Genomic DNA, 19194 nt, shown 5'->3' with positions numbered 1-19194 from the left:
GATTCCTCGAAGGATCACACGGTGACCGCTCCCGCTCCGAGCAACGACACGCTGCTCGTCATGGTCCCGGTCACCGGGCTACACCACTCTATGGGGCACTACTGCTGTGGGGGCGTGCGCGCCGCATCCTGGATCCAGGGTTCACGCAGGCAGCGCTACGCACCTACCACCAGGCTATGCAGTCGGTGGCGGACGACATGCTGGCGTCCTTCCCCGAACATGGCCGCGTCGATATTCACCAGCTGATGACGAATGCGACGCTGGAAGTCATTGCCAGGGCAGGGTTTTCCCGCAACCTGGGATTGTTCTCCGAATCATCGGACCCGCAGGTCACGGACCTGATCGACACCCTGAATGGAGTGCTGTCCTGGGCGTCGGAGTCGTCGAACGACATCCCCGGGCTTGGGCATGTCCGCGGCGCTATTCAGCGCCGCCGACTGGAAGGCGGATTGCAGCGGGCCCGGCAGTACGTCGACCAGATTGTCGCCGACCGCGCCGATGGCAGCGAAGCCAGTGACAACAACGACCTGCTGGCGTTGATGCTCGCGGCCACCGACCCCGAGACCGGCGAAGCGTTGCCGCACGAGAACATTCGTGACCAGGTACTGACCTTCCTTGTTGCCGGGCACGAAACCACAGCAGCCTTGTTGGAGACGACGCTGTGGTACCTGGCTAGGGACCGGCAGCTGGTGGCGCAGATTCGTGCTGAGGCCACCGAACGCGGCTTCGGCTACGACGGGGTGGCGGGTATGCGCGTGACCCGCCGAGTACTGAACGAGTCCCTGCGTTTGTGGCCGCCAGTGCCCGGATACTTCCGGGTCTCACGCACCGATCAGCAGCTTGGCGGCTACAACATTCCGGCGGGTCACAGCGTTTTCGTGCATGTCCTGGCCGCTCAACGGGACCGGCAGGCGTGGGGGCCCGACGCGGGCACGTTCGATCCGGGCCGCTTGGATGCGAAGGAGCTGCGTCGCTACCCGGACAGGTTCTTCGTGCCCTTCGGGACAGGCCCCCGATCGTGCATTGGGCGTGCGTTCGCCATGCAGGAGTCGGCGCTGCTGATCTCACGGATTGTCAGCGCCTACGACCTCGACCTGGAAGTGTCGGCCTCGGTCACCGACCCGGACATGCTCGAGCGGGGAACGCTGCGGCCAACGCCCTACCACTGCTCGGTCACCGCGGTGCGCACCTGACTTGCTTGTCCCCGTTGATCCCTCGAACAGTCCAATAGATGTCGCCGGTAACATCTGAGGAGTGGGCTGGCAGCTGATCGAGTGTATTGACCCGGAGCGACCGCCCTCGATTGTCTGGAAAGACGGCCAGGCACGTGAATGGGTGTCCCTGGCGCAGGTTTCCCGCAAAGACGGATTCGATTCGACGGTCGTGTCCCAGCTGGTCGCCGCCGCGAGGGCGATCGAACCGCCGCCCTTCCACGAACGCGAAGCTGAACCGTTGTTCGACACAGTCATCGAAGGCCATCGCGGACCGCTGGCAGCGATCGTCCACCAGGTGGTGGACCCTACGAACGTGGTGCGCGGCCTCCTGCTGTGGATTGGGGCGCCGGGGGAAGAACCGGAACCGCGGCCCCGTTCCGCGGGGATGTTGTGGAGCGGGCAGGTGTTCAACAGTCAGGACACCTTCATGTTGCGGGCCTCAGACCTGAGCAGATACGGCAAGGTCAGCCGCACCGACCAGTTCTTCAACAGGGTCGTCCGATTCCCGGACCTGCCGCGCGTGGTGGACCTGTGCTCCAAGGACACCGCCGAGGCCGGTCAGCCCTTGCTGAGCAAGGTGACGTTGCTTCACGACGACCAACGGCTGATCAACCTGCAGATCGCTGTCCGCCGCTACGGCGACACCGTCGCCGCGACCGGCTTGGACATCACTGCGTGGGAGCAGCCGACGATGGATCCGGCGACGGTAGCTCGACTGCAGTCGGCGACCCCTGCCGGGCATAGTGTGGCGATCATTGCGTTCCGCGCCGACCGGGACCGCAGCATGCCGACGGTGGTGTACTGGGTGACCCCGCCTCCACCGTGGATGGCGTACTGGTCAGGGGAGGGCCCGTACAACGATTCGCGGAGCCTCATTCATCGCGATGACCTGGACGCGTTGCTGGCCGCCCACAGCGAGCTCCTGGAGGGGGAGGCTGTGCAGGTTGTGTCGGTGCGGATCAGGACCAGCGCCGGCCAGTGGCGGACTTTGCCGGTGACGTTGACGAAGTACCCGCAGGCCGAAAACTACCTGTGCGTGATGACCGCAGCCTTCGAGGAGTAGCCAGCACTGTCCGCTTCCGCCCGCCCGCGCCGTCGACCGCCGAGAGGTGGCCGATCAGTCGTTCAGGAGGCGTCGCAGGTCGGCTGGTAGCCATTCCGGGATCTTCCCGGAGCGGATCAGCTGCCCTTGATCGAATACGGCGACCCGGCTCATGGTCGAGTCCTCATTGTTGTAGATGTAGGCGCCGTCGGCGAGTGCGATCGCTCGGGCGGCGTGCCCCCAGACGCGCTGGTAGCGGCCGCGGACCTTGTCTTCGGGGACGCTGTGCCCGCCTTGGGTGACTCGGCGTGCGACGCGGCTTACCGCCAGGTCTTCGGGGATGGTGACCACGTGCAGGAACACGCGGAAGCCAGCTGCGTGCGCGCTGCCGATGAGGTCCAGTTTTGACGGATGCGAGAACACGGTTTCGGCGATGAACGAGACTTTCGCGGCGATGAGTTGCTGGCGCATGATGTCGGCGATCTGCGCAGCCTCGTAGGCCATGGCGGCAGCGTTGTCGGGGTAGCGTGCTGCGGCGATGTCATCGGCGTTGACCAGCGCTGAGCCGGGGATTGCGTGAGTGAGGAGCGTGCGGATCAGCGTTGTCTTTCCTGCACCGTTGCAGCCAACCACCAGGTCTAGTCGAGGATTGCTCACCGCGCCTGGCCGGTGACGGTGACGGTGACGGTGCGCCCGTCTGGCAGCGAGTAGACCAGGGATTCCTGGCCGTCGGCGGTCTGCGTGGCCAGGCCCTGCATCATCGGCCCCGCCGTGGTGGCCGACATGTCGGTGACCGGCAGCAGTTCCTCGATCCGGGCATCGACTTCGGCGTCGAACAGTGCCGATTCGTCGGCGGTCAACTGTTCGGAGGGAAGGCGGCCTTCCAGCGCGGCGTGGACGCGGCGGAGGCCACGTCCGGCGAAGGTATCCATGTTGCGGCCCACCCGCGTCCAGTGTTCGAGCTGTTGGCGGATGGAGCGGTGGGTGCTGTCGACGACGCGTTCGGCGTCGGCGTACAGATCGGGTGACACTCGGGTCATGCGTCCTGCGGTGGTCATCGCCAGCCTCCATGTGTGCGTATACAGACTGTTTACAGTCTACCGGGTGTGGGGATCGTTGCGCGTCCACCAGCGTCAAGGGCCGAGGCCCCTGATCCTCGTCGGCGAAGCAACGCGGCCCCAATCTGGTTCCGAGGTTCTGCTGGCGGCAGCCGAGGGTGTGCTGTCCGACAGTCCGGCTGCCGGGGTCCTCGACGAACCAGCAGGTCACCGGTGTGGCCGGCCATGAGTTGGTGGTTGTCTGCGGCGCCCGTGGATGCCGCTCGCTTTCCGGCCCGGTGGGCAGTCTGTGGCCGTACGCATTCGAGCAATGGAGGACTTCATGGCCACGACGGAAAAGCTGTTCGTCTGGAACCGCAACTACGGCGATCATGAGCAGGTGCGCCCGTTCATGGACCAGTTCTTGCAGGTGCACGCCGGAATCGTCGGCGGCGGAGCGTATCCGTACAACGACTCGTTCAAGGGCCGGATCGACGGGATTGCGGGCAGTGAATCGGAGGACACCGCGATCTACCTGCTGCAAAACCTCAAGAGTCTCGACGAACTGGACGTGCAGGTCGCCGAATTCGTCAACAACGGTGGTTGTCGCCTCACCGACAGTGGCCTGGTCGAGGGCCGCATGTACCGGGGCACCGTAGTGAACTACGGCTTCTACGTGGGCGGCACCGGTTGGCGGCAGCACGACAATGTGCGTTTCCAAGTCCACTACCGTCAGGACCGGAGGGAAGGAACCGTGCCCACTCTGCAGGTGTGGGGTCCCCGTAAGCGCAACCCGGTCAGCATTCTCGGCGGCCAGTTCTTGGTGCGCACCGGGTAGTTGGGGCGCGTGCCTGCGGTGCCGGCGACCGGCCGGCAGTCACCGGAGTGCGGGCCACGCAAACTCCCGGACATTCATCCGTTTGGGGGACACCTGCCGCGGGCAACTGTCGTCTGTTCGACCGACAGGACTGCGTGGGCACCTGTCATCTGTTCGGGGGAACGGTGTAGCCCTGGTCGGCGATCGCGGCCTGCGCCCTATCGAGTGCGTCACCGACATGCGCCGCGCACACCGCCGCCGCCTCCAAGTGCTCGCGCGCCGTCGACACCGACACCTGCGGGTCCCTTGCCGAGTCGTACACGTCGTAGTCCTCAAGGCTGCCAGCCAACCCGGCCGCCAGCTGCGCCATCAACTGGGGAAGCATGTTCGCGGCCAACGCCAGATCACCCAGCAGCTCGTACACCTCGGGCGCCGGAACGGACTGGTCGCGGGTGAGATGATTCAACGCCCGCACAGACTCGGAGAGCTGGTGCGCCCACCCCTCGATCCGCTCACCGCCCGCGTCGACGCGCACCAACGCTGTCCGACCGTCATACACCGCGGACTTGATACTCATTAGTCGCTCCTCCTCGCCGAACGGGCAACCGATCCGGCTGGCCGCGTCACCATAATCGTCCCACCCCCAGACTCCCCCGACGATCGCTTCATCGAGTGAACAACTCGACACTTGAATCAACGTCGCCCACAACCACGCCGACAGCGCCGGCAACCGAATGCTGGGCCTGAACTAGCCTCCACCAGCGAATTAGCAGCAGCTGATCCGGTTGCGGAAACACTGTCCGGCATCATCCTGCCGACCGGGTGTCCGTCCGTCAGCACTGCGGTGCGTTCGAGCGCCGTCGCCCTGGGCTGCGGGGGATCACCTCAGCAGCCCAGGGCGCGCGTGTGTGGGTCAGACGATCTTGTTGGTGCCTGCGTCGGCGAACTGCGACAGATCGCATTCAGCGGCGTGCTTGTCGGTGCGGGCGGCGATCAGGCGCGGCTGCACCATCCGAGGATGGGCCGGGTCGGTGACGTACAGGAAGGTCACCGACCACACCTGCCCGACGTGAATGCCGTCGGCACCGGCACGGCTGCCCTTGCCGATGGTGGACGCTGACCCGACCTGCACCGGCTGGCCTTGCCCGTCGTGGACGGCCAGATCGACGGACTCCTTGACTGGGTGGACGGCCAACACGAAGCAGTCGGCGTCCTTCAAGAACTTGTGCTTGACCAGGGTCGTCGATCGACGGCCCGCCTCGTATGCGCCGTTCCGGTGCCGCAGGATCAGGCCTTCGCGTTGCTCAGAGTGCGCGGTGTGAAGGAAGTCGGCCTTGGTCGTCTCGGTCTGCGCGAGTGGCGCGAGAACGACCGGGGCGGTACTGGCTGCGGCACCTGCGGCCGGGATACCCAGTGCTTGCGCGATCACCGTCAACGCCTGGTAGCGGCTAGTGAACGGGGTGTGCTCGCGCACCCACGTGGAGTGCCCGTCGGTGGCGGCGGCCAGATCGAACAACACCAGGGTGCGTCCGACGATTTCTCCGTCGAACACCCAACGCCCCGAGCGCAGGGCCGTGAACGCGGCCAGGTGCGACTGGCCGACATTGCGGGTCTTGGCTTGCCCCTGCCGGTTCAGGACACGAATCTGCCCGCCAGTCACCTCGACGGCGACACGGTCCCCGTCGTACTTGTACTGGGCCAGCCAGTCCCCGGAAGTCAGGGCCTCCGACACCATCGGTTCGGGCTGCACGCTGGCCAGCATGGGGCGCACCGGAAGTGGTGGGTTGACGTCCGTGGGGATGGTCGCAGTGAACGTCGCACCGGCGGCGGACAGTGCTGCGCGCACCGCTGCGGTCTGGTCGTCGCGCGCCGGGGCATCCAGTTCGGTGACCGCTGCCACGGTTCCGGGTTGGGTGGGGGTGCTGCTGTCACTGTCGGGGAGGGCGTCGGCGGCCTGGTCGAGCACGGTCAGGTCGTCGCCGAACGCTGGGACGGTCACCGTCCCGGACCGGGTCAGCTGATAGCCCTTCTTCACCTTCGACGCGAGCTTGGCGTCGGCGGCCTTACCGGCGATCTCGTGGTCGGCGGCGTCAACGAGTTTGGTGAAGGTGCCCAGGCTGCCGTTGCGTCCGTACTGGGCCACCCAGCGGTTTCCGATCACGAACACCCGATAGAACTTGTCGCTACCTGCACGCGGGTCAACGAGGCTCGCTTCGCGGATGTGAATGGTTGCTGTCATCGTCTTGTCCTTTCCAAGAGGTGCATTGGCAGGACCAGAGTCCCCACCGGCGCAGACTCGGAGCGGCAAATCACTGCCTAACAGCAGCTTTAGTGGTCTGTGCGTGAAGGGGCGCGCACGCTCGGGCACTCAACCCGCGGTCGAATCCTCGAACAAGGTGAGGTGACGTTACGGCAGCTGTCGGCCACCACTACGGCTGCGGGCTGACCCGCCGGCAAGGGCAGGTAGGCACTGTCCACGGCGGGGCGGGCGCCTGTCGAACGCGGGCGCCCCGCCAGCTGTACGTGGTGCGGTGATCGGCCGGCCTCAGCCGGTCACGGGTTCCCGTCCGGGCGCTCGTCGGTGAGCAGTCGCAGTTCGCTTCTGTCGAAGAACCGGGCCACCTTCTTCGCCAAGTCCCCATCCGGGTTGTGCTGCACCGCATGGCGGGCTGCGGCGAGACCGTCGGCCACCGTCGGGGCAGACGTAGCCACCGGAACCTGCACCTTCTCCAACGCCGCCGTCGGAGTACGCCGACGCGAGATCGTCATCGTGGTGGCACCGTCAGCGGTGGTGCGGTACACCCCGGTCACCCTGAACGCTCGGGCCAGATCTGATCCCGGTCGGGCACCGCGGCGCACCGGCACCGCCACGGCAGGAGCGGTGCGTCCACGACGGCGTCGCGTGCTGGCCGCCGCTGTCCGCTCACGGGCCGCGGCCTCGTCGGCCAGCTGCTGCTCTGCGGCCGCCAGCCTCCGCATGGCGGTGCGCACCTCCGGAGCCTTCGCCGGGTCGGTGACTTGATCGGTTCGACGCCCATGCCTGATCTCCCATTCGGTGCGCGCGACAGTCTCTTCCAGGTCGGCGGCAGCGACCCCGAGACCCTCGGGTGTGGCGTAGTGGGCGTCGCGGGCCTCCTCAGCGGCCGCGGCTGTCTGATCGAAACGCGTCTGGGCGTGGGACACGAGGTCGGAGGCGTCGCGGGAAGCGTTGACGGCAAGCAGGTCCGCGCGGGTCGCTTCAGCGATCCGCAGGTCACCTTCGGCGTCGAGGTGCGCCAGCTCGGCCGCCCGCAGCCGGTTGTAGGCGTGCGTTGAGCAGCGGCGCGGCCCGCCGGGTTCACTGGCAGAAAGGCACATGCGTGGCCCCTTGTCGCATCGGAGTTGGCGCCACACTACGGCCACGATCTTCCCGCCGATGGCGGCAACCGAGAGCAGGGCGGCGGCCACCCAACTGTCCGACCCGCCAGGCAGGAACGGTGCCGGCGGACGCGCGTCGGCGGGGCGAACCTGCCGTTGATCGCCGAGAGTCACCGCCGCCGGACCCGTCCTCCGCAGATCTCGGCCGTGCCCGCGTGAGACCAGTCAGGAAAGACTGTCGACGATCTTCATGGTCTCGACAGCAACGGACGTCACCCGTTTGATGAGGTCAACGATGTACGTAGGGTCGTCGTGCTCGTCGCACCAGTCGTTGGGGTCGTTGACGATCCCGGATGCCTTGTCAGTCTTGACTTGGTAGCGCTCGATGATCCAGGCCAAGGCCGAACGCGGCCCCAGCAGGTACCGGTCGGCGTCCTCCGGGATGCCGGAGATGGTGACCTTCGGGCTGTAGATGATCGTGGTGCGGTCGTCGACGTTCTTGCCGGTGCCGGGGTCTTTCCGCTTGGCCCACTTCATCTTCGCCACGCGCCAGGTCTCGCGGTCGTCGGCGGGAGCGTTCGGCTTGAGCGTCACTTCCAGTGGATACGGCTCCACCAACTCGTAGTCGACATGCAACTCCGCGAGGGCGCGACCAGCGGTGGTTAGCTGCTCGAAGCGTTCCCGGGAATCCGGGGTGGGGATGTGCGGCAGCATCTTCTTCAAGTCCGCCGCGTAGGTCGCCCGGTAGGTGGGGTCGTGGAGCAGGCCGTAGACGTAGTAGAAGATGTCGTTCTTGGTCACCTGTGCGCCGACGGCCTCGCGGTAGAGGTCGAGGATCTGGTCGGTGATGTTGTCGATCCGGCGGTAGCCGTGCTCGTCGACATCCGTTGCGGCCGAAGCGAAGTCCAGTTCCCCATCGGAGGCCTCGGCTTTGGTGTAGGTCCAGCGCGGGAAGAACTGAGCGGTATCGAGCAAGTGCAAGTTGGGCAGCAGGTCTGTGATGAAGGGCGTGAACTCGAAGTGCGAGGCAGGGCCCGTCAGCACGATGCCGAGGTTCTGGTGGTGCGGGGTCGGGAACATCGACGGTAGTTGGTAGACACGATTGTTGACATCGCGGTTGAAGTACACGAATTGTGACTGGAAAGGGCGGTAGCTGCCGCGAACGATCGATGAATCGTCGTATTGAATTCGTTTTCCTGACGCGACATCCTTTTTCAGAGTTCCGCCCCAGCTGATCTTTTTTGGGTCCGTCTCTATGAAATGGTCGACTTCAGGCTTGTGATCACCGTTATGATGGCTATTGCGCCACGCAGCAAATCCAGAAACTTGGGAGTCGTAAAAATCGATCATGCGGCGCATATTTTCCCTAAGTGCGCTGCGCCCGTAGTTGTAGCACCATACGTCGCGATTAGTTCCGAGTCCGAGAGAGTGGTTCTTAAATATGGTGTCCACGGTGCCGGTTTTGTCGCCAAGCGCGGGCCACATCTTGAAATCGGCACTGCGTTGACTGATCCAGTCGCCGTGGGTATTGGGGGCAATGGATTGCCAGTCGATGGAGTCGAGGGTGCCGGAATCGACGATATCGAGTTTCTGCTCGCGGGTGAGGTAGTCGCCGATGTCGCGGTAGAGGATCTCGCAGGCACCGGTGTGGGCGGGGTCTTTGACACCGACCAGGATCGCGACTGTCGTTCGGGCGCCTCCACCGAAGACGTTTCCCTTCTCCTGCTGCCGCAATTGACCGGCCGTGCGCGCGTTGCCGCGGAGGTTGTAGACGTAGATCTTGGCGTATTCGTCGGCGAGAGATAGGCGGATGCCGTCGGCGGTGTTGCCGTCGATCCAGCCGCCGTTGGACACGAAGGCGACGACGCCGGCGTCACCGATACGGTCGGTGGCCCAGCGGAAGGCCCGCACATAGGAATCATAGAGCTGTGACTTCCGGCCTCCGGTAGAGCGCTTCACATAAGTGCCGGCGATCCGGGCGTCGAGGGTGAGGTAGGAGATGTTGGCGTTGAGGTCGTTTGCGGAGGTCTGGCCGACCGAGTACGGCGGGTTGCCGATGACGACGTTGATGGGGGTGGCGAGCTGCTTGAGGATGCGGTCGTTGTTCTGCGGGAACATGACCGCGTCCATGCTGTCGTCGTCTTCGGTGATCTGGAAGGTGTCGGCCAAGACGATGCCTTCGAACGGTGTGTAGGTCTCGGCGCTGACGCCCTCGAGGGCGTGGTAGGTGGTTTCGATGTTGACCGCGGCGATGTAGTAGGCCAGCAGCATGATCTCGTTGGCGTGTAACTCGCTGGCGTACTTGCGGGCCAGATCGGCTGGTTCGATGAGCCCCGATTGTAGGAGCCGAGTCATAAACGTGCCGGTGCCGGTGAACGGGTCCAGAATGTGCACGCCCTCATCGGTGAGGCCACGGCCGAAGGCGTCGCGGGAAGCCTGGTCTGCGGCGCGGAGGATGAAGTCGACGACCTGGACCGGGGTGTAGACGATGCCGAGAGCTTCGGCCTGTTTGCGGAATCCGATACGGAAGAACTTCTCGTACAGGTCGGCAATCACCTGCTGCTTACCTTCAGCGGTAGTCACTTCGGCGGCCCGAATGCGTACCGAGTCGTAGAACCCTTGCAGGTGAGCGATTTCCGCTTCGAGGCCGGCGCCGCCGAGACGGTCAACCATGTTCTGCATGACGATCGCCACCGGGTTGTGGGAAGCGAAGTCGTGGTCGGCGAAGAGTGCGTCGAAGACGGGTTTGGTGATCAGGTGCTGGGCGAGCATGGAGATCGCGTCGTCGCGGGTGATCGAGTCGTTGAGATTGTCCCGCAGCCCGGTCAGGAACTGATCGAACGCGGCCACAATGGAGGAGTCGGCCGCGGCGAGCGTGGCTTGGATGCGGGCAGTGAGGGCGGCGGCGATGTCGGCGACGTCACTGGCCCAGTTTTCCCAGTAGGCGCGCGTACCGACCTTGTCGACGATCCGTGCGTAGATCGCTTCCTGCCACTCCGACAGTGAGAACAGCGCCATCTGGGTGGCCATCGCAGTGCCGTCGTCGCCAGTGCTGGCGCCGGAGGCTGAGTCGTTGTCGGGGCGCGTGCCGTCATCGAAGGAGTCGTCACCGGTCATGGGACCGATGTGGCCGCCGATGAGACGATCTGTGCCCTGTCCGGCCTTGAGCTCCGCGGTGGCGTTCAAGGCGATGGAGTTGACCATCGCGTTGAAGCGGTCATCGTGGGCGCGCAGAGCGTTGAGGACCTGCCACACCACCTTGAACTTGATGTTGTCGTTCAGAGCCGCGGCCGGACTGACTCCGGCGGGGACTGCGACGGGCAAGATGATGTAGCCGTAGGCCTTGTCGTCGGCCTTGCGCATCACGCGGCCGACGGATTGGACCACGTCGACCACGGAGTTGCGCGGGTTGAGGAACATCACCGCGTCCAGGGCGGGAACGTCCACCCCTTCGGACAGGCACCGGGCGTTGGTCAAGATCCGGCATTCCGATTCCGGGATCGGGGCTTTGAGCCAGGCGAGTTCGCGGTTGCGTTCGAGGGCGTTGTAGGTGCCGTCGACATGGCGCACCGCGCATGTCAGGTCCAGGTTGGTCGAATCAATCACCTGGCCGTCGTTCTCGCTGTCCGTGAGCAGCTCGCGGTACGAATCGACCACGGCGGGGAATACGTCGGCGATCTGCTTGGAGGCGGCGATGTCCTTGGCGAAGGCCACGGCACGCCGCATCGGCGCCTCCCCTGGAGTGAAACCGGTGCCGTCGGGTGCCTTGCCGGCGCGTTTGGCTAGCCCGTTCCAGCAGCCCACGATCTTGGACGCGTCATCGAGGCGTAGCTCGCCGACTTCCCCAGCCAACTGCGACTGCAGTGGTGAGACCATCACTGATTCGTCGACGGTCAACACGATCACCTTGTAGTCGGTGAGTAGACCGCGGTCGACGGCCTCCCCGAATGAGAGGCGATGAAACTCCGGGCCGTAGGTGTTTTCATCGTCCATCGAGGTGATCTCGGCGGAATGCTCATCGGCTTTCGCGCGCACGTTGTCATCGAAGATGCGCGGGGTGGCGGTCATGTACAGGCGTCGGTCGGCGTGGATGAAGTTCGGGTCGTGAACCTTCACGAAGTTCGACTCGTCTGCCCCGAACAACGTGACTCCGGTGGTGCGGTGCGCTTCATCGCAGATCACCAGATCGAACCCGTCCACTCCGAGGCGCTGTGCGGCCGCCACCACGGGTAGGGACTGGTACGTGGTGAACACCACCGTTAGACCCTTGGCGCGCTTGCGGTGACCCATCTCGGCGGCCAGGGTTGGCGCGTCGGTGGTCACCGGGATCTGCACGTCGTAGGCGTTGATGTCTTCGGCCGATCGGGACACCTTGACGTCGGAGCAGACAGCGAACGCCCGCAAGTCCAAAGTCGATTGCGCAGTCCACTCCCGGAGTGTCTGGGACAGTAGTGAGATCGACGGGACTGCGAACAGGATTCGGGCGCTGCCACCATTGTTCGCTGCGGTGCGTTCGGCGATCTTCAACGCCGTGAACGTCTTGCCTGTCCCGCACGCCATGATCAGCTTGCCCCGATCATGGCCGGCATCGAAGCCGGCGAACACCGCGTCGATTGCCTCCTGCTGATGCGGACGCGGTGTGTGCTTGACCGCCTCGGTCAACGTCACCTGGAAGTCGTCACCGGGGTAGGCGATGTCCCAGTCGATCGGGGACTCTGCGATCTCGGCCAACCCGATGCGCTGCACCGGAATGATCTGATCGGCCAGTGCGGCCTCGGCGTTCGCCCCCCACCGGTCGGTGGTGGAGATGATGAGACGGTTGCTGAAGGGTTTCTTGCCCGAGGCGGTGAAGAACGAGTCGATGTCGCTCTTGGACAGGGTGGATGTCGGTTCGTAGAACTTGCACTGGATCGCCGTGTATTCACCGGTGTCGCGTTCGCGCGCCACCAGGTCGATGCCGGTGTCGGGTTTGCCGTCGCGGCCAGGCCAGTCCATCCACCGCCACACCTGCTCGTACTGCTGAGACAGTGTCGGATCGAGCTGGATGTAGCGGACCATCAGCTGCTCAAACTTGGTGCCCCGCTCAGAGTTCGACGGTGCCTTCCGAAACTCCTCGATCACCTCGTGGACCGAACCCATGACGCAGAACCTCCCGATAGCGACCGTCAGCGCACCTCATTGTGCCGTGACGCGGTGCGGGACAACGGGTCACCGCCTAGATCACTCGCCGGCGGAACCTGGGCTCGGCTGGTGCCGGGCGGCCATGCAGGTCAGATTGCTGCCGGCTGTACCTCTAACGACGTCGACGACATCGGCGAAGGCAGCGGCGAGGTGAGTAGCTCATCCGGGCCGATTCTCGGCGTAGGCACCAAGACTGAACGCTACGATCATTTTCGTGAACACGATCAGGTTGGAAGCGTGGGCGAGCTTCCACCTCCGCCGTGACGTAACCGTGCAAGAGTGCGCTGACGCCACCGGCTACGGCAGTCGGGGCCAGTTCTCGAAGCGTTCGCGCAGCGGGGAACTGCCACTGAATCGGGTCGCCGCCGCGCTCGAATACTGGGCGGACGAGGCCGCTGAAGCCGGAATTGTATTCAACCTCACCGACGCGCTCATCGAGATGGGCTACCTGCCCGTACCTATCAAGTTTCGCGGTCAACCAGCTAGACCCGACCTGTCCGCCGACTGGTAGGAGACCGGTTCGGGGCTCGCAGCATTACCTGAAAGCTGTCCGCTCACACCGGTGGCAGGGCGCCCGCTGACGTCGCCTGGTCAGCGGGAGACCTGCGGCCCGTGCTCGCCGGCGCCTTGTCGTCGCGCTAGCAGGTGAAGGTGGGCGGTCCGAGCGTCCAGAGCAGTTCGTCGCGGACCGCGTCGATCAGCCCCGGCACGTCGGGTTCTTCGACGGTGACGGTGAGGGCGTCGTCGGTGAGGGCGGCGCTGATCCCGGGCCAGTAGCTGCGGGCGATCTCGCGGGCGTCGTCAAGGTCGGCTGCGGCCACGTCGGGCCACACCGAGGTTGGGGCGTGCCCGTCGGCGGCCCAGGTGACGCGGAACTGCGCGGTTTCGGGCAGACGGTCGTGGAGGGGAAAGTCGGTGAAGTGGGTCAGCTGCCCTGTGTGGTGGCAGTTCCCGCACACGGCGGCGCTCTCGGGGGTGTAGTCGGGGCCGTCGCAGACATCGGTGCCGGCGGCGGTGAACCTCGCCCAGCTGTCGGTGCGCACCATCACGGACTGGTGGGATCGGCAGCTCGGGCAGCGGATCGCGGCGTCGATCAGGAAGCCTCTCGGCCAGTGGGCGGGACGCTGAAAGGTGGTGGGGGTGCTCATCGCAGTTCCATTCCTGTGTGGGTGGATTCGGGTGCGGTGGACAAGGGCGGTGCGTGGTCGCGGTTGCGCCAGAGATGGACCAGGGACGCCGCCGACACGAGCAGCATGGTCAGCGCGGACACGGCCGTGACGATGCAGGCGACGGGCGTGGTGGACAGGGCTTCGAGGAGGGTGTCGATCATCAGTTCATGCCTTTCGTCGGTGGATGGCTTCAGGTTCCAGGAGCGGTCTGGGTGGCTGCGGCAAGAACGGTTCGGGCAGGAGTGGTGTGGGCGTTGTTGCCGCGTGGAGCTGTTCGACATCGCCTTCGGTGGGAGGGCGAGCGCGGCGGCGGCCAGACGACCGGGGCCAGACGAACGGGGCCAGACCGTGATGGCCTGGCCCCGTTGTTCGCTGCGGCAGTTCGGACAGCCCGCACCGGCAGGCTGTCCGTTACCGTGGCGTCCATGAACGAGCAGCGTGCGTGCGGGGAAGTTGAGCGCAGCCTGGCCGGGCTGCCGGGGATTCTGCAGGCCGCCGTGTACGGCGACGGGCGCACTGTGGCCGCTGATCTAGCGTGGCCGGCGGCGCCGTGGCGGCGGGGCGAAGGGGGCCAGACCGTGCCGGTCTGGACCCCCTAACGTCGGGCTAGTGGCCGCTGGTGGCGGCGGTCACGCGGCGCCCAGCAGTTCCTCCACCTTTGCCTTGAACAGGTTCGGCGAGGCAGCCATGTCTTCGACGGTCACGGCGTGTACCTCCACACCCCCGCGGATGAGGTCGGCGAGGTCGCGTGGGGGCAGAGCCTGCTGGACCGACAGCCGCAACAGGCAACCCATTCCCGTCGGCTCCCCGTTTGCGGTGTGCTTGCAGGACTCATCGACGGCGATGTTGGTGCGGGCGCCGCTACCGCCGACGTATGCGGCGGTCGCTACCAAGGTCAGCAGATGGGCGCGATTGTCACCGCGAGCGTGCACGGCCATCGACAGGAACAGGTCGGCGGCCGCGTCGGGATGGATGGTTCCCAAGCCCATCATGAGGTCGCGCAGTGCACCGTGGTTCAGGTGCGGGGACAGGGCTGCCGCCAGCTGCGCCGGATTGTTGACTGACCGGCCCGCGATCAGGGCTGCACCGATCTGCTGTACGGCGTGCGTGGGGGGCAGTTCTGCGCCGTCGTGGACGGCGGCCAGTACCGCCATAGCGGCCACGATCTCCTGGCGACTCCCGAGGATCGTCGACCCCACGTGCACGGCGTCGGCGGCGGCGGTGCTGGTGCGCCAGTCCTGCACGGTGCCGATTTCGCCGGTGATTAGGTCCGCCCAGCGGCCGGTGGTGAACCCGGTCGTCATGAGGACGGAGCGCAGGTCGATGTCAGTCGGTGCGAAGACTTCCCGAAGCTGCGCCAGCAGTTGCAGGACGTGGGGGGCGTGACTGATCGGTTCAGTCGGGGCGAGCACGATGTGGACGGACATGTCGTCGAGCGCGCGGCGGGAGACAGCCTCCGCGACCTCCGGCAGCGTGTCCATCGCGGTATCCCAATCGAATCGCGCAGTGGCCGCGAGCCGCTGGCCCGAACAGACGAAGACGATGACCGAGTCCTCGGGCACGAAGCCGAGGGCCGTTGGGGCCGCGGCGATGATGTCGGCGGGGGAGGTGACTTGAAGTGCCATGAGAGATCCTTTCGAGGAGGGTGATCGAGCTACGACAACTCTCTCGGGCACCCCCGACCCGCAGCGGCAACCCTCCTACCAGCACACATGCGCACAACAGTGGTGGTGTGGGTGGCTGGTGGACCGCAAGGCTGTACCGAACGGAAACCGGCACCCCGATACTGGACGGAGAAGCAGCAGGAGGGTCGGATGGATTCGACGGTCGTAGAAGTGCCGGCTACCTACCGGGGGCAATGGCGACTGTTCGCCGACTGGTGCGCGGCGATGGACCTGTCCGCGCTGCCCGCCCACCCGGTCACCGTCGCCCGTTTCCTTCACCAGGAAGATCCGCACGCCTCGCAGGCAGTTCTGCGTCGGCGGGTCTCGGCGATCAACCATGTCCACCGCGCCGCCGGCCACAGTGAACCGGGCACGGTGACCGCGGTACGGCGGCTGCTGTCGGTGCGCCGCCGTGACACCGAGATGGCGTTGGAGCGGATTGGGGAACTGCCGACGGCGGGTTGGGTGGCCGGGCTGTTCGGTCGCCGTGACGCTCTGATCCTGTGGTTGGCGGTGGTGGTGGGTGTACCGGTCGGGGAGATCGGGGAACTGCGGTGCGGTGACATCACCAGCGATGGGCGCATGGTCGTCATCGGTGGCCAGCATCAGGTGCAGATCGCGGTCGACCCTGACGACCCGTTCGGATTGTTGCCGGTGTGGCAGCGGTGGGCGCAGCTGCGGGATCGGCTGGCTGTCCGGCCGGCGTCGGCGGTTCTGGTCAAGCCTCTGTCAGCCGCCCAGCAGGTGTCGCCGACGGCGCGGCCCGCGACGTCGGCCCCGGCGCCGTCTCCGCGTCCGGGTTTTGCGTTGTTTCCGCCCTTCGATCGGTGGGGGAATCTTGTGGCAGCCAACGGTGACGACGAGGCCGGAATGACCGGTCAGGCGGTCGCGGACGTGATCACCACTCACCTGTACGGGGCTGGTCGCGGGGATCTGACGCGCACAGCGATGGTGGAGCGGTTGTTGGCGCGCAGCGACGGCCCGGTGGAGCCGGAGCCGGAGCAGACACCACGCCCGTTGCCTGACGACTATGGGCGTGGTGTGGCGGCCAGGTTGGCTGCCGCCGACGAGTTCGAAGGGGTGGACGGCACATTCGCCGAGATTGACCGCCGGACGGAGGATCTGTTGGCGCGCACCGAAGCGTTGCTCGCCGAGTTCGGTGGCTAGTCGTTTCCGGCGACTTCGTCGTCGTAGTGGTGCGGTCGGGACACCGTCTCCCAGTCCACGCCGAGAGCGTCGGCCAGGTGGCGGGCGTCGTTGAGCAGATCGGTGAGTGCGTCTGCCGCCGATTCGGGGATGCCGTGACTGTAGGCGTAGGCGGTCACGGCGACAGCGACCCGGAGTGCGCGGGACTGGTTGCGGGCGACGAGGCCCTCTCGGTCGCTGCGGCCCTGGTACTGCACGATCGGTGGCACCGTCGAGAAGGCTGCCATCATCTGGGCGCAGTCGGCGTCGGGTTCGACGATTGGTGGGGTGCGGTAGCGGTCGACGGCTGCGCGGTCGAGATTGTCGGTGGTGCTCATCGGTGTGTCCCGTCGGTGATGTAGACACTGTCGGCGGCGTCGTCGTAGGCGACGGTCAACGCCGCCCGCACCGCCCCACTGGTGCCGTCGAGGGCGTCTGCGCGCGACTGCTCCCATTCGGTGCGCGTGTATCCGGCGCCCGGATCGACACGGTAGGTGCGCACGTGGGCCGGAGTATCGCCGAACCAGTAGGAGGTGTCGTCGGCGAGGAGATCTCCGACCGTTACGCAGGTGAGACGGTCGGTGATGGCCTCGGACGGCAGACCACCGTTGAGGGCGGCGTCGACAACGGCGTCGGCGTCGACACCGGCGGCCAGTGCTAGTCGGACTGCGGACTCGACTTGGTCGGCGGCGATCTTCCGACGCAGAGGTTCATTGGACACGGGATGTCTCCTGACGGTGGGGATTGAACGTCCACCAGTGTCGAGACACGGGCTTGGGGGGAGCGGCACCCCGCTCGGCGGTACCCGGTGATCAGGGCAGAGCTAGTAGACGGCGTCGTCGGGGACGTCGTCGTCGACGGCGAACAGTTCTGCCGGCAGTTCGGCGACTGCCTGGCTGCAATCGCCGCGCGCATTGGTGGCGGCGATGATCGCCGCGGCCACGTCGGCGATCACGGTGCTGCCGTCGAACACCCCGAACTCGTAGTACAGGTCGGGGTGGGCGACCCGCACATCCGAGCGGGTCAGCAGGGCGTCCTGTGCGGCCTGAACCCAACCGGGGTCACCAGACCACTGTCCGCGATCGGTGAGGTCGTCGCGGACTGCGCGCGTCCAGGTCAGGGTGCGGTCCCCGCCGTACTCGGTGACGTGGATGGTGACGGGACTGCTCAACGATGCTCTCCTCGCAAGGCGGTGGCGTACAGGCCAAGAATCAGGGCGCGGTGTTCCTCATCGGCGGAGTAGGATTCGCCGGTTTCGCGGCGTTGAGCGCCGATCAGGCCGCCGTACTGTCCGGCGAACAAGGCTTCGGTGCCGGTGGTGAACACTTCCGTCGACTCGTGGCCGTACTCCTTGCCGACATACTTGTCGACGAAACCATCCGGTCGCAGCAACTCGCTGCGGGAACCGTTGTATCGCTCCAGCTGATCGCGGACGCCGTCAGCGTTCTGGGTGCGGCGCACCAGGAACGCGTTGGTGGCAGCCGAAATCTGCGGGATGTGTGCTTCCATGCGGTGCGCGTACTCGTGGTGCATGGTGGCCTCTTCGCCGCCGGTGACGATCAGTTCCTCGCTACGGCTGTAGTAGCCGCGTTTACCGGTGGCTCGGCGGACGGTGATGGGGCCGTGGGCGTCGTCGACGGCGGTGATCCAGTCGCCGGGAATGAACCGGGCGGCAGCCTGCAGGTCGGCGACGGTCTGCTTGTGGGGGCGTTTGCCGGCGATCTTCGGGGCCGCGTCACCGACGGGCCGGATCTGGGAGAGCACGTCCCGGTAGGCCTCGGCGCGCACCCGGTCACGGCCGGTGATGCGCCGATGTTCACTGTTGTATTGCTCGACCTTGCGGTGGTACTCGGCGAGGGAAGCCCCGTCGGTCCAGGTCGACCGTTGCAGGTCCCTCAGCTCCTCGAGAGTGACCCGCGGAGGATCCTCGGGGAACCCGTCGAGGCGTTCGGCGATCAACGTGTCCGCGCGGGCCGCGACCAGCTCGCCGGCGGCGCGCACCTTCGCCTCGTACACCGTGCTGGCAGCGAGTAACTGCTCATGGCATTCCATGGTGTGGCGGACCTTCTCGACGGCTGTGCCGGGAATCTCCGGGGACTTGGCGAACTCGGCTTCGGCGATCTGCACCGCGCTCCAGGCTTGATCGACTTCAGCGGACGCCGCCGCCATCTGCCCATGCCACGACGTCGCCGCCGGGGAACTGTCCGGTTCAGGCTTCGATTCCGGTTCGGGTTCTGGCGGTGTCGGATCTTCGGTGCGCGCGAGGATCGCCGCTTCCTGCTCGGGGCTGAGGTCACCGTTGATCGCCGCCACCAGCTCGTCGATGTCAATGCTGGACTGGGTGTGCGCGGCCGTCAGGTCGTCGACCACCTGGGTTTGGGTGAGCACCGCGGTGTGCGCGATCTCTGCGCGGCCGCGTGCGTCGGCCGAACAACGCTTCGGCCCACCCTTTTCTCCCACTCCGATGCACATGGGCGAAACCGTATCGGCCCGGTCTTCCTTTTCACCGGCAATCGCCGGCACCTGTC

Annotated in this window: 19 protein-coding genes; 6 read left to right on the top strand and 13 right to left on the bottom strand. The window is 65.9% G+C overall.

What is annotated here, in order from left to right; all coding sequences use genetic code 11:
- Positions 1-101 precede the first annotated feature (101 nt).
- Both ACFFJD_RS08450 and ACFFJD_RS08445 read left to right on the top strand, forming a co-directional pair.
- On the top strand, positions 102-1193 hold the full coding sequence (locus ACFFJD_RS08450) for a cytochrome P450 (protein WP_382363074.1): 1092 nt from the start codon (positions 102-104) through the stop codon (positions 1191-1193).
- 61 nt (positions 1194-1254) lie between these two features.
- The gene (locus ACFFJD_RS08445; RefSeq protein WP_382363072.1) at positions 1255-2277 is read left to right on the top strand and encodes a GAF domain-containing protein; all 1023 of its coding nucleotides are present in this window, start codon (positions 1255-1257) and stop codon (positions 2275-2277) included.
- A 54-nt stretch (positions 2278-2331) separates the two neighbouring features.
- On the opposite strand, the gene ACFFJD_RS08440 is transcribed toward ACFFJD_RS08445, so the two are convergent.
- Both ACFFJD_RS08440 and ACFFJD_RS08435 read right to left on the bottom strand, forming a co-directional pair.
- Positions 2332-2913 (bottom strand): ATPase, encoded by a 582-nt coding sequence (locus ACFFJD_RS08440; RefSeq protein WP_382363070.1) that lies wholly within the window; start codon positions 2911-2913, stop codon positions 2332-2334.
- A complete protein-coding gene (locus ACFFJD_RS08435; protein ID WP_382363068.1) occupies positions 2910-3314 on the bottom strand; it encodes a TA system antitoxin ParD family protein in 405 nt (134 codons plus the stop codon). The genes ACFFJD_RS08440 and ACFFJD_RS08435 overlap by 4 nt, the downstream gene beginning before the upstream one ends.
- Positions 3315-3636: 322 nt before the next feature.
- Between ACFFJD_RS08435 and ACFFJD_RS08430 the strand changes: the two genes are divergently transcribed.
- Positions 3637-4131 carry a hypothetical protein gene (locus tag ACFFJD_RS08430; RefSeq protein ID WP_382363066.1) on the top strand — a complete coding sequence of 165 codons (495 nt, stop codon included), beginning with the start codon at positions 3637-3639 and terminating at the stop codon, positions 4129-4131.
- A gap of 145 nt (positions 4132-4276) precedes the next feature.
- Here ACFFJD_RS08430 and ACFFJD_RS08425 read toward each other — a convergent pair whose 3' ends face one another.
- The 4 genes from ACFFJD_RS08425 to ACFFJD_RS08410 form a co-directional block, all read right to left on the bottom strand.
- Positions 4277-4687: a hypothetical protein gene (locus tag ACFFJD_RS08425; RefSeq protein ID WP_382363064.1), complete on the bottom strand. Its 411-nt coding sequence runs from the start codon at positions 4685-4687 to the stop codon at positions 4277-4279.
- Positions 4688-5023: 336 nt separating this feature from the next.
- Positions 5024-6349: an ATP-dependent DNA ligase gene (locus ACFFJD_RS08420; RefSeq protein WP_382363062.1), complete on the bottom strand. Its 1326-nt coding sequence runs from the start codon at positions 6347-6349 to the stop codon at positions 5024-5026.
- Between the two features lie 314 nt (positions 6350-6663).
- Positions 6664-7467 carry a hypothetical protein gene (locus ACFFJD_RS08415; protein ID WP_382363060.1) on the bottom strand — a complete coding sequence of 268 codons (804 nt, stop codon included), beginning with the start codon at positions 7465-7467 and terminating at the stop codon, positions 6664-6666.
- 225 nt (positions 7468-7692) lie between these two features.
- Positions 7693-12606: a DEAD/DEAH box helicase gene (locus tag ACFFJD_RS08410; RefSeq protein WP_382363058.1), complete on the bottom strand. Its 4914-nt coding sequence runs from the start codon at positions 12604-12606 to the stop codon at positions 7693-7695.
- 256 nt (positions 12607-12862) lie between these two features.
- Between ACFFJD_RS08410 and ACFFJD_RS08405 the strand changes: the two genes are divergently transcribed.
- The gene (locus ACFFJD_RS08405) at positions 12863-13159 is read left to right on the top strand and encodes a hypothetical protein (RefSeq protein WP_382363056.1); all 297 of its coding nucleotides are present in this window, start codon (positions 12863-12865) and stop codon (positions 13157-13159) included.
- 127 nt (positions 13160-13286) lie between these two features.
- On the opposite strand, the gene ACFFJD_RS08400 is transcribed toward ACFFJD_RS08405, so the two are convergent.
- Positions 13287-13796 carry a hypothetical protein gene (locus ACFFJD_RS08400; protein ID WP_382363054.1) on the bottom strand — a complete coding sequence of 170 codons (510 nt, stop codon included), beginning with the start codon at positions 13794-13796 and terminating at the stop codon, positions 13287-13289.
- Positions 13793-13978: a hypothetical protein gene (locus ACFFJD_RS08395; RefSeq protein ID WP_382363052.1), complete on the bottom strand. Its 186-nt coding sequence runs from the start codon at positions 13976-13978 to the stop codon at positions 13793-13795. Before ACFFJD_RS08395 ends, ACFFJD_RS08400 begins: the two co-directional genes overlap by 4 nt.
- 264 nt (positions 13979-14242) lie before the next feature.
- On the opposite strand from ACFFJD_RS08395, the gene ACFFJD_RS08390 reads away from it, so the two are divergent.
- Positions 14243-14416, top strand: coding sequence for a hypothetical protein (locus ACFFJD_RS08390; protein ID WP_382363050.1), 174 nt, complete (start codon positions 14243-14245; stop codon positions 14414-14416).
- A 30-nt stretch (positions 14417-14446) separates the two neighbouring features.
- Here ACFFJD_RS08390 and ACFFJD_RS08385 read toward each other — a convergent pair whose 3' ends face one another.
- Positions 14447-15442: a DUF4192 domain-containing protein gene (locus ACFFJD_RS08385; protein ID WP_382363048.1), complete on the bottom strand. Its 996-nt coding sequence runs from the start codon at positions 15440-15442 to the stop codon at positions 14447-14449.
- Between the two features lie 189 nt (positions 15443-15631).
- Between ACFFJD_RS08385 and ACFFJD_RS08380 the strand changes: the two genes are divergently transcribed.
- Positions 15632-16648: a site-specific integrase gene (locus ACFFJD_RS08380; RefSeq protein WP_382363046.1), complete on the top strand. Its 1017-nt coding sequence runs from the start codon at positions 15632-15634 to the stop codon at positions 16646-16648.
- Here ACFFJD_RS08380 and ACFFJD_RS08375 read toward each other — a convergent pair.
- The 4 genes from ACFFJD_RS08375 to ACFFJD_RS08360 all read right to left on the bottom strand — a co-directional run bounded on the left by ACFFJD_RS08375 (position 16645) and on the right by ACFFJD_RS08360 (position 19138).
- Positions 16645-17004 (bottom strand): hypothetical protein, encoded by a 360-nt coding sequence (locus ACFFJD_RS08375; protein WP_382363044.1) that lies wholly within the window; start codon positions 17002-17004, stop codon positions 16645-16647. The two genes, ACFFJD_RS08380 and ACFFJD_RS08375, sit on opposite strands and share 4 nt — an antisense overlap.
- Positions 17001-17387: a hypothetical protein gene (locus ACFFJD_RS08370; protein ID WP_382363043.1), complete on the bottom strand. Its 387-nt coding sequence runs from the start codon at positions 17385-17387 to the stop codon at positions 17001-17003. The genes ACFFJD_RS08375 and ACFFJD_RS08370 overlap by 4 nt, the downstream gene beginning before the upstream one ends.
- Before the next feature lie 102 nt (positions 17388-17489).
- Complete coding sequence (locus ACFFJD_RS08365) at positions 17490-17837, bottom strand: hypothetical protein (RefSeq protein ID WP_382363041.1); 348 nt, start codon at positions 17835-17837, stop codon at positions 17490-17492.
- Positions 17834-19138 carry a hypothetical protein gene (locus ACFFJD_RS08360; RefSeq protein WP_382363039.1) on the bottom strand — a complete coding sequence of 435 codons (1305 nt, stop codon included), beginning with the start codon at positions 19136-19138 and terminating at the stop codon, positions 17834-17836. Before ACFFJD_RS08360 ends, ACFFJD_RS08365 begins: the two co-directional genes overlap by 4 nt.
- Positions 19139-19194: the final 56 nt, after the last annotated feature.

The sequence above is a fragment of the Gordonia phosphorivorans genome, from assembly GCF_042432625.1.
GTDB classification, from domain to species: domain Bacteria; phylum Actinomycetota; class Actinomycetes; order Mycobacteriales; family Mycobacteriaceae; genus Gordonia; species Gordonia phosphorivorans.
Note: the sequence above shows the minus strand (reverse complement) of the source record. Positions and strands in the feature narration are given on the sequence as shown.

Excerpts from the sequence above, each read along its gene's own strand:
- ACFFJD_RS08435 (WP_382363068.1), bottom strand. The coding sequence starts at position 3,314 with ATGACCACCGCAGGACGCATGACCCGAGTGTCACCCGATCTGTACGCC.
- ACFFJD_RS08430 (WP_382363066.1), top strand. The coding sequence starts at position 3,637 with ATGGCCACGACGGAAAAGCTGTTCGTCTGGAACCGCAACTACGGCGAT.
- ACFFJD_RS08425 (WP_382363064.1), bottom strand. The coding sequence starts at position 4,687 with ATGAGTATCAAGTCCGCGGTGTATGACGGTCGGACAGCGTTGGTGCGC.
- ACFFJD_RS08420 (WP_382363062.1), bottom strand. The coding sequence starts at position 6,349 with ATGACAGCAACCATTCACATCCGCGAAGCGAGCCTCGTTGACCCGCGT.
- ACFFJD_RS08415 (WP_382363060.1), bottom strand. The coding sequence starts at position 7,467 with ATGTGCCTTTCTGCCAGTGAACCCGGCGGGCCGCGCCGCTGCTCAACG.
- ACFFJD_RS08410 (WP_382363058.1), bottom strand. The coding sequence starts at position 12,606 with ATGGGTTCGGTCCACGAGGTGATCGAGGAGTTTCGGAAGGCACCGTCG.
- ACFFJD_RS08400 (WP_382363054.1), bottom strand. The coding sequence starts at position 13,796 with ATGAGCACCCCCACCACCTTTCAGCGTCCCGCCCACTGGCCGAGAGGC.
- ACFFJD_RS08395 (WP_382363052.1), bottom strand. The coding sequence starts at position 13,978 with ATGATCGACACCCTCCTCGAAGCCCTGTCCACCACGCCCGTCGCCTGC.
- ACFFJD_RS08390 (WP_382363050.1), top strand. The coding sequence starts at position 14,243 with ATGAACGAGCAGCGTGCGTGCGGGGAAGTTGAGCGCAGCCTGGCCGGG.
- ACFFJD_RS08385 (WP_382363048.1), bottom strand. The coding sequence starts at position 15,442 with ATGGCACTTCAAGTCACCTCCCCCGCCGACATCATCGCCGCGGCCCCA.
- ACFFJD_RS08380 (WP_382363046.1), top strand. The coding sequence starts at position 15,632 with ATGGATTCGACGGTCGTAGAAGTGCCGGCTACCTACCGGGGGCAATGG.
- ACFFJD_RS08375 (WP_382363044.1), bottom strand. The coding sequence starts at position 17,004 with ATGAGCACCACCGACAATCTCGACCGCGCAGCCGTCGACCGCTACCGC.
- ACFFJD_RS08360 (WP_382363039.1), bottom strand. The coding sequence starts at position 19,138 with ATGTGCATCGGAGTGGGAGAAAAGGGTGGGCCGAAGCGTTGTTCGGCC.